Below are 19,682 nucleotides of genomic sequence, written 5' to 3'. Positions count from 1 at the left end.
CGATGGATGCAAGGTAGTTTCGGGGAGCTGGACCATCCACCACGTGCAGTCCGCATTTTATTGGCTAGAGTCCAGACATGGGTGATCCCCTCTCGGAAGTCATCGCACTGCTTCAGCCGCGAGCCGTGTTCTCGAAGGGCATCAGCGGAGCGGGACGCTGGGCCATCCGCTACTCGGACTTTGGCCAGCCAAGCTTCTGTGCCGTGCTCGAGGGGCGCTGCCGGCTCGCTGTCGACGGCCAGCCGCCCCTCACGCTCGAGGCGGGCGATTTCCTGCTCCTGCCAGCGACGCCGGGCTTCACCATGTCCGGCTTCGAGCCAGTGAAACCCGTGTACATCGACCCCAAGGTGATGTCCTCTCCCAGAGGCGAGGTCCGTCACGGCACGCGTGGCGGCCGGCCCGACGTGCGCCTGCTCGGGGGGTACTTCGTCTTCGACTCGCCCGACGCGGACCTGATGGTGCCGCTGCTCCCGGCCCTGGTGCACGTACGCGGCGTGGAGAGGCTCTCGGTGCTGGTGCGGCTCGTCGGCGAAGAAACGAGCGGGCAGCGCGCGGGGCGCGACCTCGTGCTCACGCGCCTCACGGAGCTCCTGCTCATCGAGGCGCTGCGGTCGACATCCGGCGACAACGCACCTCCGGGACTGCTGCGTGGCCTGGCCGATGCGCGGCTCGCACCCGCGATACGGCAGATGCACGGCCACGTGGCGCGTTCGTGGACGGTGGAGCAGCTCGCGAAGAGCGCGGCGCTTTCGCGCTCGGCGTTCTTCGAGCGCTTCACGCGCACCGTGGGTCTCCCCCCGATGGAGTACCTGCTGGCCTGGCGGATGGCCGTTGCGAAGGGACTGCTTCGCCGCCGAGAGCTCGGTATCGCCGAGGTCGCCGAACGCGTCGGCTACAGCTCCGCGAGCACCTTCAGCACCGCGTTCAGCCGGCACGTGGGCCAGGCTCCGGGCCGCTATGCGCGGGCGAGCTAGGTCGTAGAGCGCACTCTGGCCTGGCTCTCGAAGTGCCGCGGTCTCCGCATCCGCGGCGACAAGCAGTCAGTGCGGCATAGTCATGGGAGCCGCTCTCGCGGCCTTCACGGCCGTATGCCGGTGAGCGCGAGGCGCAACACCCGGCTCGCGGTGAGCGGATCGTCTTCGTTGGCGACGGCAATCGCGTTCGCCAGCTGCATCAGGTCCTCCGTCGTGGCGCCCGCGTGGAGCGCGCCCGCCGATGACGCCCGTGCCACCAGCACGTCCAACACGTCGAGCACCATGCCGGTGCAGCAGACCTCCTCAGCCGAAAGACCATCCGGGCCGGCCATCAGCGCGGCGGCAAGCCCGCGGTGCGTCGCGGTGTAGACCGTCAACTCCTCGAGCCAATCCGCCAACTCGGCCGCGGGCTCCTTGCCCGGTTTCGCGGTTGCCCGCGCACAGAGCTGCGCGACGCCCTCGCGGAACACCGCCTCCAGCAGCGCCTGCCGTGTCGGGAAGTGCCGGTGCAGGGTCGCCGAGCCCACCCCCGCTCGCCGCGCGATCTCCTCGAGCGACGCCTGTGCTCCATCCCTGCCCACCAGCTCCACCGCGGCCTCGAGAATCCGCTCCCGATTGCGTCGCCCGTCCGCTCTCAACGGCTTCACTCTCTCCATGGCCCTCTTCTTCTCACGATGGCCTTCCTTGACAAACGGGGGGCCCCTCCGTATTCAACCATGAAGATAAGCGGTGGGGTCCCCCACTTACAAAGGAGCCGCCGATGAGCAGCAACCTTCCCGTTCTCGTCACCGCCGCCACGGGGCGTCAGGGCGGCGCCACCGCCCGGGCGCTGCTGGCCGACGGCAGGACCTCCGTGCGGGTGATGGTGCGCAATCCGAAGGCGCCAGAGGCCAGGGCCCTCGCGGTGGCTGGCGCCGAGGTGGTCGTCGGGGACCTCGACGAGCCGGCGTCGTTGCGCGCCGCCTGCGCCGGGGTGCGGGCGGTCTTCTCGATGCAGTCACCCATCGTCTCCGCGACGGGTGTCGACCACAGCAAGGAGCGGCAGCAAGGGAGGAACCTCGTCGAGGCCGCGCTGGCCGAGGGCGTCGAGACGTTCGTGCACACCGCGACGTCCGGCGTCGGCGACCACCGCAACATCGAGGGCTGGGCGGAGGGGCGCTGGAAGGCACACGAGGAGTACTGGGAGAACAAGCTCGCCACCTGCGACCTCGTACGCAACGCGGGCTTCGAGCACTGGACCCTCCTCCTGCCCTCCACGTTCATGGACCATCCGATGTTGGATCCCGCCGGCTTCGTCGACGGGCACCGGTTGCTCACGGTGATCAGGACCGATCGGCTCATCCCGCTGATCGCCCCGGAGGACATCGGCAAGTCGGCCGCGGCGGCAATCAATGCTCCCGCGACGTTCAACGGTGTGACGCTGCAGCTCGCGGGTGACCTGCTCACGCTTCCGCAGATCGCCGAGGTCCTCTCGCGCCTCGACGGCAAGGAGTATGTCGTCCAGTCCGGCACGGTCGAGGAGGCCGTCGCGGCCGGCCTGCATCCCGTCGTGGCGCGAGGCATGACGTACATGAACGTCGCCCCGGTGCTGGCACGGCCCGAGCTCGCGCGTTCCCTCGGCCTTTCGCTCATGAGCTTCGAGACCTGGGCCCGCCAGCGTCGCGGGCTGACCTGAGCCTGGCTTCGGTTTGCGTCAGCGAGAAAGGGCCGGGTTCCCGACGAAACCCGGCCCTTTCTTTTCGTGCTCAGGATTTCAGAGGTGGTGCCGGGACCCATTCGTCCCGGCAGACGAGACGGGGCTCAGGGAAGCAGGGCCACTGTGGGAATCAGGCGATTCGACAGGGTGCCGTCCCCCAACTGGCCGGAGCCGTTGAGCCCCCACGAGTAGACGGAACCATCGGTCTTCACCGTCGCGATGTGTGAGGTGCCCACCGTGAGGTGAGTCACGCCGGAGAAGGTCGGGACCTGGGTGATGGCTGTCCTGTTGGTGGTGGTCCCATCGCCGAGCTGTCCAGAACCGTTGTGACCCCAAGCGTACACAGTGCCACTCGTGGTCAGCGCCGCGGAAGTATTTCCGCCAGCGGCGATGTACACGGCATTGGTCAGGTTGGAAATGACGACGGGCGAAGACCTGTCTGTCGTCGTGCCATCACCCAGCTGGCCGTACATGTTGTCGCCACAAGCCCATGCCGTTCCGTTTGCCTCCAGCAACAGCGTGTGTTTGGCGCCAGCGGCGACGGCGATACTCCTCACGATACCGGGAATCTGGGTGATGATCGAACTGAAGACCCAGGAACTCGAATTGGCGTCGCAGAGTTGTCCGTCCTGATTGTCTCCCCAGGCAAAGGCGGAGCCATCCTGCAGGAGCGCCAGGGAATGGTTGGCGCCCGCCGCGATCGAGACAACGTTCTCGAGGTAATGGACCGGCACGGGGGTGAGGCGATCCGTCTGGGTCTCGTCTCCGAGCTGACCCAGATAATTCCGCCCCCAGGCATAAACCTTCCCGTCGAATCTCAAGGCGAGCGCATGCGTTGCTCCCGCGGCGATGGCCACGATGCCATTCAGCGCCGGAATCTGCGTCGGCAGATTCCGGTTCGTGGTGGTTCCATCCCCAAGCTGACCATAATTGTTCTGTCCCCAGGCAAAGACGATTCCATTTGATGCCAGGGCCAGCGAATAGTTCGTCCCGGCTGCCACCGCGACGATGCCCCCCAGGTAACCCGACCCCGACGACTGTTTGACCTGGACCGGTATCAATCGCCGCAAGGGGGTCCCATCACCGATTTGACCGTAGACATTGGAGCCCCACGCCCACACGCTGCCGTCATATTTGACGTGGAGGGCATGTTGCTCGCCGCCCGCCATACCGCGGATCCCAGAGGTGAGCACCGTGATGACAGGTACGGAGGAATTCGCCGCCGTATTGTTGCCCAGTTCCCCGTAGGTGTTGAGCCCCCAGCCCCAGATGACACCGCTCGAGCTGCCAATCGCATGGGAGCGGTTGGTGCCCGCCGCAACAGCCGTCACACCCGCGACCCCCAAGACGGACACAGGCGCCAGTTGATTGGTCGTGGTACCAATGCCGAGCTGCCCGGAAGTGTTTTGCCCCCATGCGACGACCGTTCCATCGGATTTGAGCGCAATCGAGTGGGTGGCTCCCGCGGCCAGGCTCTTGATGTTGGTCAGGCCGAGAACGCTCACGGGAACTGCACTCGTGGTGGTGGTTGCATTCCCGAGTTGACCGAACGCATTGGAGCCCCAGGAAGCCACGCTTCCGTCCGCTTTCAAGGCAAGGGAATGACTTGTTCCCGCGGAGATGCTCACGACCCCGAGCAAGCCCACGACCTGCACTGCGACGGACTGCTTGGCCAGTGTTCCATTTCCGATCTGGCCAACGGTATTGAGGCCCCAGGCCCAGACCGTCCCGTTCGACTTGAGGGCAAGTGTATGACTTCCGCCCGCGGCAATCGCGACGACATCGGTGAGAGCGGAAATGGTGCCGCCAACCGACTGATTCACCTGTACTCGGGTGAGTCGGTTCACTGCCGAATTGTCTCCGAGCTCGCTGTTGGCATTATACCCCCACGCCCACACCGTTCCATCCGATTTCAAAGCGAACGACTGGTGTGTATTGGCCGCAATGGCGATGACACCGGACAGGGAGACCACCTGCACCGGTGTCATGCGGGTGGTCGTGGTGTTGTCTCCGAGGTTGCCATACACATTACGGCCCCAAGCCCATACGGTGCCATCGGACTTGAGGGCCAGCGAGTAGTTGGCCCCCGCAGCGACCGAGATGACGCCATTCAGACCGAGGACCTGGACAGGCGAAGTGCGAGTGAGCGAGGTTCCGTCGCCAATCTCCCCATACGCATTATACCCCCAAGCCCATACGGTGCCATCGTGACGAATGGCGAGCGTGTGAGTCGCTCCTCCTTCGAGCCTGACGGAAGAGCCGCGGGCATCAATGTTCTGCTCGACCTTGTCGAGGCTTTCGCTACCGCCGGAAAATCCTTTCTCTGCGACTCCTCCACAGCTCGCCATGGCGAACAAAAAAAGAACAGCACAAGAGGCTTCCCACAAAGCAGAGACACGCATCTTTTTTGTCCTCATACAAACACCTCCTCATCAAGAGGATACTCCAGAGCAATGAGTCCACCCAAGAATCCATCACCTCAAAAGGATGGGAGTAATAGACCCATTTTCGGCAAACCCAGATGTTCATACGCGCCTGAAGCATTCCCTGGCTTCGAACGCTGCAAAATATCGACTCCACTGGATTCCAAGAAAATGAGTCTCCATCGAGTTCGCTGTATTGGCCCATCTGGACGGAGCATGAAGTGCGTCATGCGAGGCTTGGATGAGGAGGAGCAGAGCGAGGCGAGAGTGGCATTGACGCCGAGGTGGTGGAGCGCTCGGACCAGGCGAAAAGATTTGTCCTACTTCCCAAACGATGAATTGGAGAGATGCTCTTTGGATGGCTGAAACGGCATCGGCGCTTGTCAAAGGACTGCGAACGCAAGGAGTCTTCCTCCGAAGCGCTCATTGAGCTCGAAATGATTGACCTTATGCTCCGGCGCCTCGCTGACAAGCAGCACGCGAGAGTTGCTCTTCTCCAACGTGGTGGGCTTGAAGGCATTGGCGGCCCTCGGCACTCCAGGGTCAGCACTACCTCCTGTACGGGCAACACTCGAGGACGACCCTCGCGAAGGCCATCGGGACATAGGCCAACAGTGTCTCGGCATCCAGCGCCGTGGAACCTTGGGCTCGAAGCTCCTGAAGGCTGTTGCGCGCCTCGCGCCCGGGCGGATCGATGAAGGAAGCCACCGCCGTCTCGAGTATCCGGGTGCTGTGCCCGCACAGCTCTCGCCTCCAACACAGGCGCCTCCTGTGCGCGAGCCTCTGCTTCCTCCCCCTCCACCCGCTATGCGTTGTGGCCGCGATGGACACGGCGTTTATGGAGCGAATGGCCGCTCGCGGGACGGGGTGCGCCATCCCCGCGGAAACGCCAAGACGCATCACGCCGAGCGAGCCAGCGCCACGGCGTCGGGGCCGGCAGGGAAACCTCGTACGCACCGCGGGCTCCGAGCACTGGACCCTCCTCCTGCCCTCCACTTTCGCGGGTGACCTGCTCACGCTTCCGCAGATCGCCGAGGTCCTCTCGCGCCTCGACGGCAAGGAGTATGTCGTCCAGTCCGGCACGGTCGAGGAGGCCGTCGCGGCCGGCCTGCATCCCGTCGTGGCGCGAGGCATGACGTACATGAACGTCGCCCCGGTGCTGGCACGGCCCGAGCTCGCGCGTTCCCTCGGCCTTTCGCTCATGAGCTTCGAGACCTGGGCCCGCCAGCGCCGCGGGCTGGCCTGAGCCTGGCTGCGGTTGCGGGAGGGAGAGCCTCAGGGCTGGGCGGACAGCCAGCGCCGCACCTCGGTGAGGTAGTCGCGCGGGAGCGCGTGGCCACTGTCGAAGGTGTGGTGCGCCTTGTGCCGTGAGGGGGCCGCGGCGAAGAGGGCCTCGTTCTGCGCGGGTGTGGCGAACCCATCGCGATTGGCGGTCAAGAGCAGCCAGCGCTGCCGGACGCGGCCGACGGCGTTCACGGGCGCCACGTCCTCGAGGACCGGGTCCACGTGCGGCGGCACCATCGTGACCAGGTGCGTGACGCGCGGCTCACGCGCGGCCAGCAGAAGCGCCACCTGGGCTCCCATGCTGTAGCCGCCGAGGAGGACGCGCGGGGGACGAACCCCCTCGAGCGCGTGGGCGAGCACGGCGTGCGCATCCTCCAGGGTGCCCGCCACCATCGAGCGGTACGGGCCGGTGTCGCCCGCGTGCGAGCGCTTCACCCGCTCCTGGGGCTTGTCCCCCTCGACCGCACGCGCGCCGTGCAGCCGCGCATCGAACAGGAAGACGCGGTAGCCCGCCTCGCGCAGCGCCTCGGTGAAGGCGCCGCCGAAGGTGGGCTTCGCGTCCACGAGCCAGTCCTCCTTGTTGCGCGTCAGGCCGTGCACGAGCACCGCCACCGGCGCCGGGCCTTTGGGCGGCCGGTGCGGCTCGAGGACGAGCAGGGGGATGCGCTCGCCATCGGCGGCGCGCACCTCGCGCGTCACGGCGCCGGTGACAGCGGGCGCGGGCGAGACCTCCGCCGCGGGCGCCAGGCACGGGGTGAGCAGGACGAGCGTGGACAGTAGCAGGTGCTTCATCTCGGGGTTCCTCCTGTGCAGAGAGGCGCTCACCCTGCACGGGAGCGGGTCGGCCACGGGTCAGCCGCGCGTTGACGCGGAATTGACGTGCCCGAAGTAACCTCCTCCCCAGGAGGGCCTTCTCGCGATGCGCGTATTGGTGGTGGAGGACAACCGGGACCTGCAGGCGAACATCGCCCGGTTCCTCGAGCCGGATGTCACCCTCGACTTCGCCTCCACGGGCCCCGAGGGACTGGCCCTCGCGCTCGCCCACCCCTACGACGTGATCGTGCTCGACCTCATGCTGCCGGGCATGGACGGCCTGCGGGTGTGCCGGCACTTGCGGCAAACAGCGCCGCGGCTGGTGCCGGTGCTGATGCTCACCGCGCGCGACACGCTCGAGGACAAGGAGGAGGGCTTCGCCGCTGGCGCCGACGACTACCTCGTCAAGCCCTTCTCCCTGCGCGAGCTGCGCTGGCGCCTGGAGGCGTTGGCACGCCGGCCCGTGCCGCCCAGTGGACGCACGTTGTCCCTGGGCTCGCTGCTGCTGGAGCCCGAGAGTGGGTGGGCAAGCCGGGGCGAGCGGAGGGTCCGGCTCAGCCGCACCGAGGCGAGAGTGCTCCAACTATTGATGGAGGCGGCCCCGGAGAGCGTGCCGGCGGCGACGCTCGCCGACCGGCTGTGGGGAGAGGAACCCCGGGAGGGCAGCGCACTGCGCACCCACGTGTACGGCCTGCGCAAGGCACTCGGGGAGTTGGGCCTCGAGCAGTTCGTGGTCACCCGGCGCCACGAGGGGTACGCATTGGAGGTCCGCCTTGCGTGAGGAGCTTCGCCCGCTGCGTGCGGTGCTCCGGCGCGCCCAGTTGCTCTCGTCCGCGCTGGCGCTCGCGGTGATGGGCGGCTTCTTCATGCTCTTCAGCTACGACCTGGAGGACGTCCTCTTCAACCGCATGGTGGCGGCCGAGGCCGACCGGCAGGGGCAGGCGCTCGCGTCCGGCCAGACTCCCGTGCAACCCGCGGTGGGCATGAGCGTGCATCGGGGACACGCGGCCCTGCCGGCCGCGCTCGCACGGGAGCTGTCTCCCCTCCTCGGGCATGGGGAGTACGAGGTGGCGGCGGGCAAGGCTGGGCACTTCCACGTGGCGGTGCGCCCCCGGCTTGCCTCGGGCGACACGCTGTACGTGGCCTTCCGCGCCAATGACTTCACCCGCACGACGTCGCGTCTGCTGCGCAGAGGAGGCATGATCGCCTCGAGCGCGGCGCTCGCGCTGCTGGCGGCGGCGGTGATTGCCAGCCGGGCCGCCCGCCGCCTCAGCGGGCCGTTGGAAGGACTCACCCACTCGCTGCGGTCCGATGGCGCGGCGCTCCCCAGAGAGGACGGGGGAGTGGCCGAGGTGCACGCGCTGCTCGAGGCGCTGCGTGCGCGAGACGCGCGCATCCAGGCCTTGCTCGAGCGTGAGCGGCAATTCAACCGCGACGCGAGCCACGAATTGCGTACGCCGCTCGCCGTGGCGCAGGGGGCAGTGGAGATTCTCGAGCGTCACCCGCCGCGGGACGGTGAGACCTTCGCACGGCTGCGCGATGCCGTGCACCAGATGGGCCTGCTCACCGAGGGCATTCTGTGGCTGGCACGCGAGCGGCGCACGGGCGAGGCCTGTGAGCTCACCTCCGTCTCGCGCGAAGTGGTGGCGCTGTACGACGGGCTGCGCGGCCCGGAGGTGGTGGTGGTGGTGGAGGCGGAAGGCGCGGTGTACGCGCCGGTGCCGGCTTCGGTGGCGCGCGTGCTGCTCGGCAACCTGGTGAAGAACGCCTTCAGCTACACGCGTGCCGGGCAGGTGCGCGTGCGGGTGGAGGCGGGATGCTGGAGCGTCAGCGACAGCGGCGAGGGCCTTGGCGCGGTCGCGCCCGAGCGCAGCGGCTTCGGCGTCGGGCTGTCGCTGGTGGAGCGGCTGGCGCAGCACTTCGGCTGGCACGTACTGCTCACGCCCCTCTCTCCGCACGGCACCCGGGCGGAGTTGCGCTGGCCGGAAAGACACCGAGGAGCGCCTCGAGAGAGCGGGGGCGGGCTCAGCGGGGGCGGACGACGCCCAGGAGCTTGAGCGAGAAGACTCCGAGCACGGACACGGCCTGAGCAGCGACGATCGCAATGCCAATGCCAGACATCCGGGGGCCGTATGCCACGAGGAGCGCGCCGCTGCCGAGCACCCACGAGCCATCGACCGCGAGGTGCACCCGCGCGGCGCGCAGGGGGACGGACGGCTGGGCGGCCACCCATGCATTGAACCCGGCCCAGGGAACCAGGAACAGCCCCACACCGGCCAGGAAGGCCTGGGGGAGTGGCCAGCCGGCGAGTGTGGTGAGGGGGGCGGCCCAGATGAGCAGCACGACGCCCATGGTGATGGCGACAAGGGAATCAAAACGATAGACAAAGCGGTCCGACATGAGGGCTCATCCGGTGAGGGTGAGCCTCAGAGACTCAACGTTCCCGGGGCGCCCCGCAATGACCTCAGAGGGAAGTGCGTCGCCGTCCGTCATCGGGTACCAGCCAGGAGGGGTCCGTGGTGCGTGACGTCGATGACAGGAGACCGCTGGAAGCCACGCGCCGCACGGCGCGACGGAAGACCGCGGCGGGCACTGGTGGCAGCGAGCTGGGCGCGCTGTTGAAGGACTGGCGCGCGCTGCGTGGCAAGAGCCAGCTCCATTTGGCGCTCGAGGCCGAGGTCTCTCCCCGCCACCTGGCGTTCATCGAGTCGGGCAGGACGACGCCCAGCCAGGAGATGGTGCTTCGGCTGGCGGATGCGCTGCTGCTCGGACTGAGGGAGCGCAACGTCCTGCTCGTGGCGGCCGGCCACGCACCCCAGTTCGGTGAAGGCACCTGGGACAGCGAGGAGCTGAAGGAGCTCCGTCAGGCGGCGGCGATGATGCTCGAAGCGCACGAGCCATACCCCGCCCTCGTGCTCGACGCGGCATCGACGGTGCTCGACGCGAATACCGGTGCGCTCGAGATGATGGGAGAGCGGCGCGAAGCACTCGGGCGTATCAACCTGATGGACCTGGTCTTCTCGCCCGGCCGGGTCCGCTCGGCCATCGGGAACTGGCATGAGGTGGCTGGCTTCCTGCTTCACCGGCTGCGGGAGAACGCCCGGCTGCGAGGCCCCCGCTCCGAGGTCGCGCGCGTGCTGGAGCGCGTGCTCGCCTTCCCCGAAGCGCGTCAATTGCCAGCCCTGCCTGGCGGCGCGGGGGCCGTACTGGTGCCGTTGACCTTCACCGTTGGTGGCGTCACCACTCGCTGGTTCACCACCATCACCACCTTCGGCGCCCCGCTTCATGCGCTGGCCGAGGAAATCACCATCGAGCAGTTCCATCCGCGCTGAGCCCTGGGAGACAGGAAGCGCCAGGCGGCGGGACGGTGCATGCAATCAACTCCGAAGCCTTTCGTAGGTATTTCGCCACGGGGGCTCATCACGAGCCCTCCCCGGAAGCCACCCATGAAACAGACTCCGTTCCGATTCGCCTCCATCGCCCTCGCGGGCCTCACTGCCATCGGCCTTCTCACGGCCGCGGACACGCGCAGGCCCGCCACCCAGTGGCTCGCGCGCCCCACCGAGGCCGCACGCATCGCCCGAGTGGAAGCGGGCCTTTCGCCCATCACCCTCCCCGGCGAGGCCCCCCGCGGCCTGTCGCTCCAGCAGTGGATGGAGCTGTACAAGATTCCCGGCGTCAGCATCGCCGTCTTCGACCAAGGCGCCCTCGTCTGGGCCAAGGCCTACGGCGTCAAGCAGGCCGGCGGCTCCGAGCCCGTCACCGTCGACACCCTCTTCCAGGCCGCCTCCATCAGCAAACCCGTCGCTGCCCTCGCGGCCATGCACCACGCCGAGAAGCGGAACTGGCCGCTCGACGCGAACGTCAACGAGCTCCTCACCTCGTGGAAGGTGCCGGACAACGACTTCACGAAGGAGCAGAAGGTCACCCTCCGCCGGCTGCTCGCCCACAACGCCGGCACGACGGTCCACGGCTTCCGCGGCTACGCGGCGGGTGAGCCCGTTCCCACCCCCCAGCGGATTCTCGACGGCGAGACACCCGCGAACTCCGGCCCCGTGCGCGTCGACACCGTGCCCGGCACCGTGACGCGCTACAGCGGCGGCGGCACCGTCATCGTCCAGCAGATGCTCGTCGACCGGCTCCAGAAGCCCTTCCCGCGAATCATGCAGGAGACCGTCCTCGCGCCGCTCGGACTGAAGCACAGCACCTTCGAGCAGCCCCTCCCCAAGGCCCTGGAGTCCCAGGCCGCCATCGGCACGCGCCCCGGCGGCACGAGTCTCGAGGGCCGCTGGCACACCTACCCGGAGATGGCCCCCGCCGGCCTGTGGACCACGCCGTCCGACCTGGCTCGCGTCGCCCTCGAGGTCTCCAATGCCTGGAACGGCAAGTCCCGGCGCATCATCTCCCCGGCCATGGCGAAGCAGATGCTCACCCGCCAGTCCGAGGCCTTCGGCATCGGATTCATGCGCCACCCCGGCGAGGACTGGTTCGGCCACGGCGGCGCGAACGAGGGCTACCGCGCCTTCCTCATGGCCTTCGCCGACTCGGGCAGCGGCGTCGCCATCATGACCAACTCGGATGACGGCTCGCGCCTCTTCGAGCGGCTCATCGCCAGCGTGGCCACCGAGTACGGCTGGAAGGGCTTCACCGCCAGGCCCGACGGCCCGGCCACGACGGTGGACCTGGTCCTGCGCTTCCAGGGCACCGACGCCGCCCTCTCCTGGTTCAAGGACCACGAGAAGAACGCGGGCCCGGAGGCAAAGTCCTCCTCCGGCATTCTCAACGAGCTCGGATACTCGCTCCTGCGCGAGAAGAAGGTCGCTGACGCCGTGAAGATCTTCGAGGCCAACACCGAACTCCATCCCAACGACGCCAACACCCACGACAGCCTTGGCGAGGCCTATGCCGAGGCTGGCCGGAAGGACGAGGCCATCAGCCGCTACAGGAAGTCGCTCGAGCTCGACCCGAAGAACGCCAACGCCGCGAAGATGCTGGAGAAACTCGGCGCGGCCTCCACGAAGGAATAGTCCTGGTGGCACCGCGGACATGCGGACGAGGGGGCCCGGCGGATTGGTGAATCGGGGGAGCGCGGGTAAGACGTAGCACCCATGAAGAACCTCCCGGTCCTCGCCCTCGCACTCGTGCTCTGCACCTCGAGCGCGTCACCCGCCCAACAACCCCCGCGATTCCTGCAGGGGCTGGAGGACAGCACCCCCGTGCACCTGCCCTGGACGGAGGTGCGCCAGCTCCTCGAGCGTGCCTACCCCCCCGAGGCCTCTGCCTCCTTCGAGTACGCGCTGGGCCCGGGGAAGGTGGAGGGCGAGGTGCGCGAGAGGGTGTTGTCCGCCACGCTCGAGCTGCCGCTCTCGGTGTACTCGAACCAGTGGGTGGTGGTGCCGCTGCTGGCCTCCGGGTCCGTGCGGGCGGCACGCCTCGACGGGCGGGCGGTGGCCCTCATCCAGGAGGCGGGACACAGCGCGCTCCTGGTGAAGGGGCCGGGAGAGCACCGGCTGTCGCTGGAGGTGATGCTGGCCCTGAGCAGCCCGGACAGCGCGGCGCTGTCTTTCGAGACGCAGGTTCCCCTTCACTGGCGGCTGCGATTGCCCGGCACCACCGCGTACCTCGAGCCCGCGGCCCGTCAGTCGCTCACCCGGGTGGAGGAGGGCAAGGTGCTCCTGGAGGCCCACTCCCTGCCCGCCGCTCGGGTGCAGCTCGACTGGTCCGGGGCCAGGCAGTCACAGGTCTCGGCCCGCGCCTCCGCCGAGTTCCTCACCTTCGTGAGCTTCCAGGAGGGCACCACCAGTGGCCGGGCCCACTTCGCGTTCGACATCTCGGGCACCCGCAGGGACCGGCTCGGGGTGCGGCTGCCGCCAGGCCTGGAGCTGCTTTCAGTCGAGGGCAAGGAGCTGGCGGGCTGGAGCGTGGAGCCGGCGGCCGGGGCGCAGCGGCTGGTGCTCACCCTGCGGCGGCCCCAGACGGGGAAGGTGACGGTGGACCTCAGCTTCGAGCTGCCGGGCCCGGGCGAGGATGCCGGCCTGCCGTCGCTCTACGCCGAGGAGGTCGAGGAACAGCAGGGCTACCTCGCGGCCTATGCGGAGTCGCCCTTGTCGCTGACGCACCAGCAGGTCGCGGGGGGCGAGCTGATGGACGCCAAACACCTGCCGGCGCGGCTGCTGCGGGGAGTGAAGGTGCCATTCACGCTCGCCTACCGCGCCGGTGGCAGTGACTTCGCGGCCCGGGTCCGGCTCGAGCGCAATGCCAGCGTGGCCCTGGCGCAGGCGACGATTGATGCCGCGTACTACACCACCGTGGTGACGGACGAGGGGCGCGAGGTGGTGAAGGCCACCTTCCTGGTGAAGAACAACCTGCGGCCCTACCTCGCGGTGGCGCTTCCGGCGAACGCCACCCTGTGGGCGGCGTTTGTGTCGGGAACGCCGGTGACGCCCGCGACCGAGGGGGAGCAACTGCTGCTGCCGCTGGTGAAGAGCCGCGAGGTGGGAGAGGGCGACACGCTGGCGACCCACGAGGTCGAGGAGGGCTGGTCTCTCTCGGACGTGGCGATGCACTACTACCACGATGCGTCCAAGTGGCGGGTCATCCAGCAGGCCAACGTGGAGCAACTGGGCGATGGCATGAACACGCAGCGGGGGCAGCTGCTGCGCATTCCGCGGCTCTCCGGGCCGGGCAGTGACCTGGAGACGGCGTTCCCGGTGGAGCTCGTCTACTCGCGCGAAGCGCCCCGCCTGGGCCGGATGGGGAGCCTGAACCTGGAGCTGGCGGTGGCGGACCTGGGCGTGATGCGGGCGGTGTGGACGGTGTACCTGCCCTCGCGGCTGGAGCCGCTGTCCTTCGAGGGAAACCTCTCGCAGGCCTCCCACATCCGCTACGGCCTGCTGCGCCGGCTGAGGTACTTGAGCCAGGGGACGATGGCGGTGCTCACCCCCAGTCTGGTGAGTGGGGTGGCGCTCGCGGGCGAGTACGAGCCCTACTCGCTGCGCAAGCGCTTCTCGAAGTACGAGCTGCAGGAGGATGACGAGGCGTTGGCCGGCCGCCCTCGAGACAGCTTGCCGTTGGTGGGCAGGCCCTTCGTGTTCAAGCGCTACCTGCTCGAGGGCGAGCGGCCCCAGCTCCAGGCGGTGTACCTGGACCGCGCGCTCGAGCAGCCGGTGCGCACGCTGATGCTGCTGGTGGGCTTCGTGCTGGCCCTGCTGCTGGGAAGAGCCGCGCGGGGGGGCGAGCCCCGGCGGGTGTGGACGTTGGGGCTGGCGCTGGTCGCGTACCTCGGGGTGGGGTTGCTGGTGGGTCACTTCGTGCTGGGGACCCACGTGCGGGTGCTCCTGGGGCTGACCCTGGGGGGTTGGTGCCATCTCTTGCAGGCCCTCCTGTCCCGCGTCCGATCCGCGAAGGGCTTGCGCCGGTGGGTGGGAGGGACGGTGCTGGGGCTCAACGGCCTGGCCTTGTTCCTGGTGGTCGTCGACGGCCTGGGCCCCCGCACGGGGACGCTGGCCATCCTATGTGGGGCCGGGGGAATGCTGTTCCTGGCACGCACACACGCGGTGCTGGCGGCGAGCGCGGCCTCGGCGCTGCTGCTGCTCGCACCCCTGTCCGCGCGCGCGCAGGAGCTGCCGGGCGCGGAGGTGACCCTGCCGTTCGGCAAGCTCAAGGGACTGCTCGAGAAGGAGTCCGTGCCCACACCGCCGCGGCACCATGTCCTGGTGTCGGCGGCCTACCGCGGGACGCTCGGTACCGACAGCCTGGAGGTCGAGGGGGAGCTGGAAGTGGAGCTGCTCACGGAGGGCTGGGTGAGCGTGCCGCTCGTTCCCATCACCCAATCACTCGTCTCGCTGACGGTGGATGGCAGACCCGCCGGCGCCTCGGTGGGTGAGGGCCACTACATGCTCACGCTGCGGGGGTTGGGGCGGCATCAGGTCCGGCTCACCTTCGTCGCGCCGGTGCTCGAGCCAGGCCGGGTGCCACTGAGTCTGGTGCCGGGAGTGCCGGGCACACTCGGGGTGCGGCTGCCCGCGGCGGAGCTCGCCCCCGACGTCGCCGGTGGCACCGAGGTGAAGGTCCAGGGCGCGACCGTCACCTCGCGGGTGCCCGCGGACGCCAACGTGGAGCTCTTGTGGTCCAGCCAGCCGCGCAAGCCGGAGGGAGGCGCGCCCCCCGCCGAGGAGGTGCGGATGACGGCGCGGACCCTTCAGCTCGTCTCGGTGGATGAGCGGCGCGCGCGCATCTACGTGCTGGTCCGCTACCACCTGCAGCGCGGGAGCACCAACCGCTTCAGCGTCGAGCTCCCGCCCACGGTGGAGCTGCTGGATGTCCAGGCGCCGGGGATGGCGGACCATCAGGTGGTGTCCGAGGGGGGCAAGCGGCTGCTGGTGGTCACCACGGACTCGAGCGTCCGCGATGAGATGGAGCTGTCCTTCGCGTGCGACTGGCGCTGGAGCCAGGAGGGCGGGGCACTCCCGGTCTTCTCCGTTCCTGGCGTGCGCTCGGAGACGGGCACGCTGGGGATCGAGGCCGCCGGAAGCAGGGAGGTGCGAGTGGCCGAGGTGACGGGTGCGGCCACGCAGGTGGACGTGCGCAGCGCGCCCGAGCTGTTCTCTCAAACCGACAAGCCCATCCTCCATGCCATCCGCTACCTGCGCCAGCCGTACGGGGTGAAGCTGTCGCTGGTGCAGCATCCGGAGGTGGAGCTGGAGACGGCGACGGTGGACCGGGCCGAGTACACGACGGTCATCGCGGGGGACGGGCGGGCCATCAGCCAGGGCGTGTTCAAGGTGCGCAACGCGCGCCGGGCCTTCCTGGGGGTGAGTCTGCCGCCCGCCTCCGAGGTGCAGAGCGTGTTGATTGGAGGGGCGCCGGCCCGGCCCGTGCGGGACGGGAAGGGCACCCTGCTGTTGCCGCTGCCGCGCTCGGCGTCGAGTGACCAGGGGATGCAGCAATTCGACGTCGAGGTGGTGTACCTCACGCAGGCCCCGGAGGTCGCGGCGCGCGCGGTGCTCCCTCAGTTGCTGCCAGCCATTGACCTCCGGGCCAGCAAGGTGAGCTGGTCGCTGTACGTCCCGCCGGGCATGGAGGTGGAGCAAGCGCCAGGGACGGAGAAGGCGACGGACTCGATGCAGTGGGCCACGGCGTCGCGTGCGGAGCTGTCGGTGGCCCGGGGCCCACAGGGTCGCGGCGCGGAAGTCGCCGGCGTGGGAGGAGGCCTGCTTCCGGTGCGCTTCAACCTCCCGACCCACGGAGAGCCGGCGACGTACTGGGTGCACTACCTGCCGGCGGGCGTCGCACCGGACCTGGCGGTGGGTTACACGCCGCGCTCGCTGCCTCCACTGGTCCAGGCGCTGGGAGGGTTCATGGCCCTCGCCCTGCTCGTGCTCCTCGGCCTCGCCGTGCGCCGCGCCCGTGCCGCATAGCCCAGGTGCCTCGGGCCGGTCCTCCAAGATCAGGAGGCCGGCCCTTTCTTCATGCGGGCATCCCGGCGGCCGGGCACGAGCGGAGCCATGCAAGGTGCTGGTGCTCGGTGGCCACACCCGTGACTCGTCGTCGGCCCCTTCAGGTCCGAAGGTCCGCGAGCCAGCGCAGGGCGCGCAGGCCGGGCATGAAGCCGTACTCACCGCCCCGGGTGACAACGAACCGCGGCAATCCCTGGAGGCGTCTCGGAATCGGCCGGCGTGGGATGGAGAAGGTGCCAGCCCCGTCGTTGGCTCCGGCAATGGGATCCTTCACGCTCCCCAGGCCGAGGAAGTCACCACTGTCGACCCACTCCGACTGGACGAACTCGAACTGCCGGCCCAGGTGCGTCCCGAGGAAGGCGAACATCAACCCCCGGTCGGCGCCGTCGTCCTCGGTGACGCCTTCCGGAAGCAGGGGGCCGTAAGCGGTTCCGCGGCGGATCATCCGGTGCAAACGGACGACGCCGGCCACGGAAGCGTCTCGCGGATTCGCCCGCCGGATGTGCGAGCCGGGAGGAGTCACATATCCCGTCGGGTCCTCCCCCCGGTAGAGGAAGTCATTGTTGCGGCGAGGGTCGGCACCCAGCTCGGGAGCGTCATGAAACGGGCAGAGCGCCAGGGGGGCACCGCTGCGCCAGCGCCCCATCAGCTTGGCCGCGAGGAGCTCCTCATCCTCGGGGCTGGAGGAGTGGGCCTTCAGGTACTGACGGAAAGCCGCCACGCGCTGATGCAACTTGCGGAAGGCGACGTACGTCCCGTTGCGCCCCAGGACCTCGGGCTGGGGCAGCGGGGGGAAGCCCCCCATCTCGTCGCGGTAGCCAAGGACGAACTCCCCGGCCTTCAAGGGCTCCTCCCGGGAATTGGTCCCGGGAATGCCGCTCCCCTCGATGGCCGGGTGGCTGATGCCATCCCGGAACCCGAAGGGCTCCCGCTGGGTGGGCAGCGCATGGCAGTCCTGGCGCCAGATCGCCTCGACCCCGTCCAGCGCCTCGAGCACCTGGCGCGCGCGAGCGATCGCCGTTTCCAGATGGGGTGTGTCCGGCGCGACGGCCACGAGCACGACGTGGACGTCCGGCGTCCCAAGTGGCTTCTCCCAGTTCTCGGGGCTGCTCTCGCCCGTGTCTCCCAGCGCCCTGGCGCGTGCGGCCATCCCCTGCCTGAACTCCCACGCGAAGCTGTCGAGCGAAGCCTGGGGGACACCCAGCGCCTTCAATCCGTGGAACGTGAGCGCGACGCTCAGCCACGTATCGCTTGCCGGGCTGCGCGGGTTGCTCGCCGAGGCCACCGCGGTGCTCAGCCGGCGCATCAGCTCGCGCCCCGCCCCGCGGTCGTCGATCCGGAGCAGGATGTAGGCCGCCGCATACGGAGTGGGCCGGGGGCGGAGGGTCCCGCTCTGGATGTCATCCAACTCGAGAGGTGTATATGCGACCTCGCTCATGGACCCTCCTCGATTCAGTGCGCCGTGGCGATGTTCCTCCAGAAGCGCTCCAGGCTCTCGTCGTGGCCAAACAGGGTGCTGAAGACCGTGGAGTCGGCCACCAGCACATCCCCGCCCCGGTCGCCGCCCGGCGGCATCCAGACGAGCGCATTGAACTCCTGGTTCCCAGCCAGCGTGAACGGATGGGGCCTGGACGTGTCGATGGGCTGCCTGGCCAGGACATGGACGGCCTTCGTCGCCTCGTCCGTCAAGGCGTAGTGCGGCAGGTGCTGGTGGAAGTTGAAGTTCGTGACTCCCGCGAGCCAGCCGCGCGTATCCAGTTCTCTCATCACCGTCAGTGGAGCGATCCGACGGCTTTCCTTCATCACCGCGGGGCGGAGACCGTGCCGATTCTCGACGGGGATTCCGAGCCCCTGCATCAGCGAGCGGGTGTACCGTCCGAACCGCTGCTGGCGGGGCACCAGCGCGTCGCCATGGTGGGCATACTCCATGGCGCGCTCCTGCATCTCCGGCGAGGCCCCGACGTCGTGGTGGGGGCCGATGATGAGGCAGGTACCCTCGCGCTCGAGGAAGTTCCTGACGGCCTCTATCTCCTCCGGGGAGGCCTCCTGCTCGGTGACCATGTGGTCCAGCCCGAAGACCAGCAGCGTGTCGGCGTCGGCGAGAACCCGCTCGTCGAGCGGCAGCCTGAAGCCGGCCTGATCGACGCGCTGGAACACGGGGACCTCGTGCCCAGTGGTCTCCCGGATGACCTGCTGGAACCGCACCCAGGCCCAGAAGAACAACTCCAGCGAGCCCGCGATCCCCTGCTGGAACATCAAGGGGTCCGCGAACCTCGGTGACTCATAATCGGGCCAGAGCACCCGGCGGACCTCGGTCATGGTCGAGTAGCGGTTGTCCATCCCGGTCACATCCCGGTTGGCTTCGCCCGGGTAGCTCCAGGAGATGTAGACGCTGACGCGGCGCCGGCCCTGGACGTACTTCCGCGGCACGTGCTCCTGGTTGTAGGTCCGCGCGGGTTCGCTCATCACCGTGTCCTCCCTGCGGTTCCCTCCGCCTCATTGCATCTGTTCGAGCATGTCGGAGAGGGCGGCCTTGACCTTCAAGGCCTTCTTGATCTCATCGGCGGTGACATACGGATACTCTCCGTACTCCAGGAAGCTCGGGCACTGGTGCGCCCGGACGAACTTGATGAACGCCTCGGGGTTCGTCTTCCAGTCCATGGGGAAGCCTTCGAGGCTCTCGAAGACCGTGTCGACGCCAGCCTTCTTGAAGAGCTCGATCGCGTCCTCGGTGTACTTGTCGAAGTCGGTGTCGAAGATGCCCTGGTACATGAACCGCGTGTCGTTGTCGAAGAGCACCCAGCGCAGGTAGTGGAGCTTGAGGGGTGCGAGCAGCTCGGGGTCACCCTCCAGCGACTTCGCGAGCTTCTTCCCATAGGCACGGATGTTTTCCGCCGTGCCTGGTTTGATGTTCGCGATGATGGTGAATCCGTAGCACGCCGGAGTCCTTGGCCAGACGGGGCCGTATTTTCCGACTTCCCACGCGTCATCATGTCTCGGAATCGCGACCGCCGCTGGTTTCATACCGGGAACG

The 19,682-nt window shown here is 68.4% G+C and carries 15 protein-coding genes; 8 read left to right on the top strand and 7 right to left on the bottom strand.

Annotated features, from left to right (window positions below):
* The first annotated feature begins 77 nt into the window (after positions 1–77).
* Positions 78–974, top strand: coding sequence for an AraC family transcriptional regulator (locus BO221_RS37135; protein WP_073565614.1), 897 nt, complete (start codon positions 78–80; stop codon positions 972–974).
* Positions 975–1,078: 104 nt separating this feature from the next.
* On the opposite strand, the gene BO221_RS37130 is transcribed toward BO221_RS37135, so the two are convergent.
* Positions 1,079–1,630 carry a TetR/AcrR family transcriptional regulator gene (locus tag BO221_RS37130; RefSeq protein ID WP_073565613.1) on the bottom strand — a complete coding sequence of 184 codons (552 nt, stop codon included), beginning with the start codon at positions 1,628–1,630 and terminating at the stop codon, positions 1,079–1,081.
* A gap of 104 nt (positions 1,631–1,734) precedes the next feature.
* Between BO221_RS37130 and BO221_RS37125 the strand changes: the two genes are divergently transcribed.
* Positions 1,735–2,649: an NmrA family NAD(P)-binding protein gene (locus tag BO221_RS37125; RefSeq protein ID WP_073565612.1), complete on the top strand. Its 915-nt coding sequence runs from the start codon at positions 1,735–1,737 to the stop codon at positions 2,647–2,649.
* Between the two features lie 125 nt (positions 2,650–2,774).
* On the opposite strand, the gene BO221_RS37120 is transcribed toward BO221_RS37125, so the two are convergent.
* Positions 2,775–5,087 carry an RCC1 repeat-containing protein gene (locus BO221_RS37120; protein ID WP_233166425.1) on the bottom strand — a complete coding sequence of 771 codons (2,313 nt, stop codon included), beginning with the start codon at positions 5,085–5,087 and terminating at the stop codon, positions 2,775–2,777.
* An 853-nt stretch (positions 5,088–5,940) separates the two neighbouring features.
* Here BO221_RS37120 and BO221_RS54260 point away from each other — a divergent pair.
* Positions 5,941–6,339 (top strand): hypothetical protein, encoded by a 399-nt coding sequence (locus tag BO221_RS54260; RefSeq protein ID WP_233166424.1) that lies wholly within the window; start codon positions 5,941–5,943, stop codon positions 6,337–6,339.
* 29 nt (positions 6,340–6,368) lie between these two features.
* On the opposite strand, the gene BO221_RS37110 is transcribed toward BO221_RS54260, so the two are convergent.
* Entirely contained in the window at positions 6,369–7,169 is an 801-nt protein-coding gene (locus BO221_RS37110) for a S9 family peptidase (RefSeq protein ID WP_073565610.1), read from the bottom strand.
* A 127-nt stretch (positions 7,170–7,296) separates the two neighbouring features.
* Here BO221_RS37110 and BO221_RS37105 point away from each other — a divergent pair, with 127 nt between their 5' ends.
* Positions 7,297–7,971 carry a response regulator transcription factor gene (locus BO221_RS37105; RefSeq protein WP_073565609.1) on the top strand — a complete coding sequence of 225 codons (675 nt, stop codon included), beginning with the start codon at positions 7,297–7,299 and terminating at the stop codon, positions 7,969–7,971.
* Positions 7,964–9,247, top strand: a complete 1,284-nt coding sequence (locus tag BO221_RS37100; RefSeq protein WP_073565608.1) for a HAMP domain-containing sensor histidine kinase — start codon at positions 7,964–7,966, stop codon at positions 9,245–9,247. The genes BO221_RS37105 and BO221_RS37100 overlap by 8 nt, the downstream gene beginning before the upstream one ends.
* Here BO221_RS37100 and BO221_RS37095 read toward each other — a convergent pair.
* Entirely contained in the window at positions 9,216–9,590 is a 375-nt protein-coding gene (locus BO221_RS37095; protein ID WP_073565607.1) for a hypothetical protein, read from the bottom strand. The two genes, BO221_RS37100 and BO221_RS37095, sit on opposite strands and share 32 nt — an antisense overlap.
* Before the next feature lie 119 nt (positions 9,591–9,709).
* Between BO221_RS37095 and BO221_RS37090 the strand changes: the two genes are divergently transcribed.
* The 3 genes from BO221_RS37090 to BO221_RS37080 all read left to right on the top strand — a co-directional run bounded on the left by BO221_RS37090 (position 9,710) and on the right by BO221_RS37080 (position 16,609).
* Positions 9,710–10,522, top strand: coding sequence for a helix-turn-helix domain-containing protein (locus tag BO221_RS37090; protein ID WP_233166423.1), 813 nt, complete (start codon positions 9,710–9,712; stop codon positions 10,520–10,522).
* 114 nt (positions 10,523–10,636) lie between these two features.
* Positions 10,637–12,217, top strand: coding sequence for a serine hydrolase (locus tag BO221_RS37085; RefSeq protein ID WP_073565606.1), 1,581 nt, complete (start codon positions 10,637–10,639; stop codon positions 12,215–12,217).
* Positions 12,218–12,298: 81 nt separating this feature from the next.
* Positions 12,299–16,609: a LysM peptidoglycan-binding domain-containing protein gene (locus tag BO221_RS37080; RefSeq protein ID WP_073565605.1), complete on the top strand. Its 4,311-nt coding sequence runs from the start codon at positions 12,299–12,301 to the stop codon at positions 16,607–16,609.
* A 139-nt stretch (positions 16,610–16,748) separates the two neighbouring features.
* On the opposite strand, the gene BO221_RS37075 is transcribed toward BO221_RS37080, so the two are convergent.
* The 3 genes from BO221_RS37075 to BO221_RS37065 are packed head-to-tail and all read right to left on the bottom strand — an operon-like array spanning position 16,749 to position 19,672.
* Entirely contained in the window at positions 16,749–18,086 is a 1,338-nt protein-coding gene (locus BO221_RS37075) for a Dyp-type peroxidase (protein WP_073565604.1), read from the bottom strand.
* 14 nt (positions 18,087–18,100) lie between these two features.
* On the bottom strand, positions 18,101–19,114 hold the full coding sequence (locus BO221_RS37070) for a hypothetical protein (protein WP_198956264.1): 1,014 nt from the start codon (positions 19,112–19,114) through the stop codon (positions 18,101–18,103).
* Positions 19,115–19,144: 30 nt separating this feature from the next.
* On the bottom strand, positions 19,145–19,672 hold the full coding sequence (locus tag BO221_RS37065) for a hypothetical protein (protein ID WP_073565603.1): 528 nt from the start codon (positions 19,670–19,672) through the stop codon (positions 19,145–19,147).
* Between the last annotated feature and the right edge of the window lie 10 nt (positions 19,673–19,682).

The organism is Archangium sp. Cb G35, assembly GCF_001896145.1.
Lineage (GTDB): Bacteria > Myxococcota > Myxococcia > Myxococcales > Myxococcaceae > Archangium > Archangium violaceum.
This window is presented reverse-complemented; position numbering and strand designations above follow the sequence as displayed.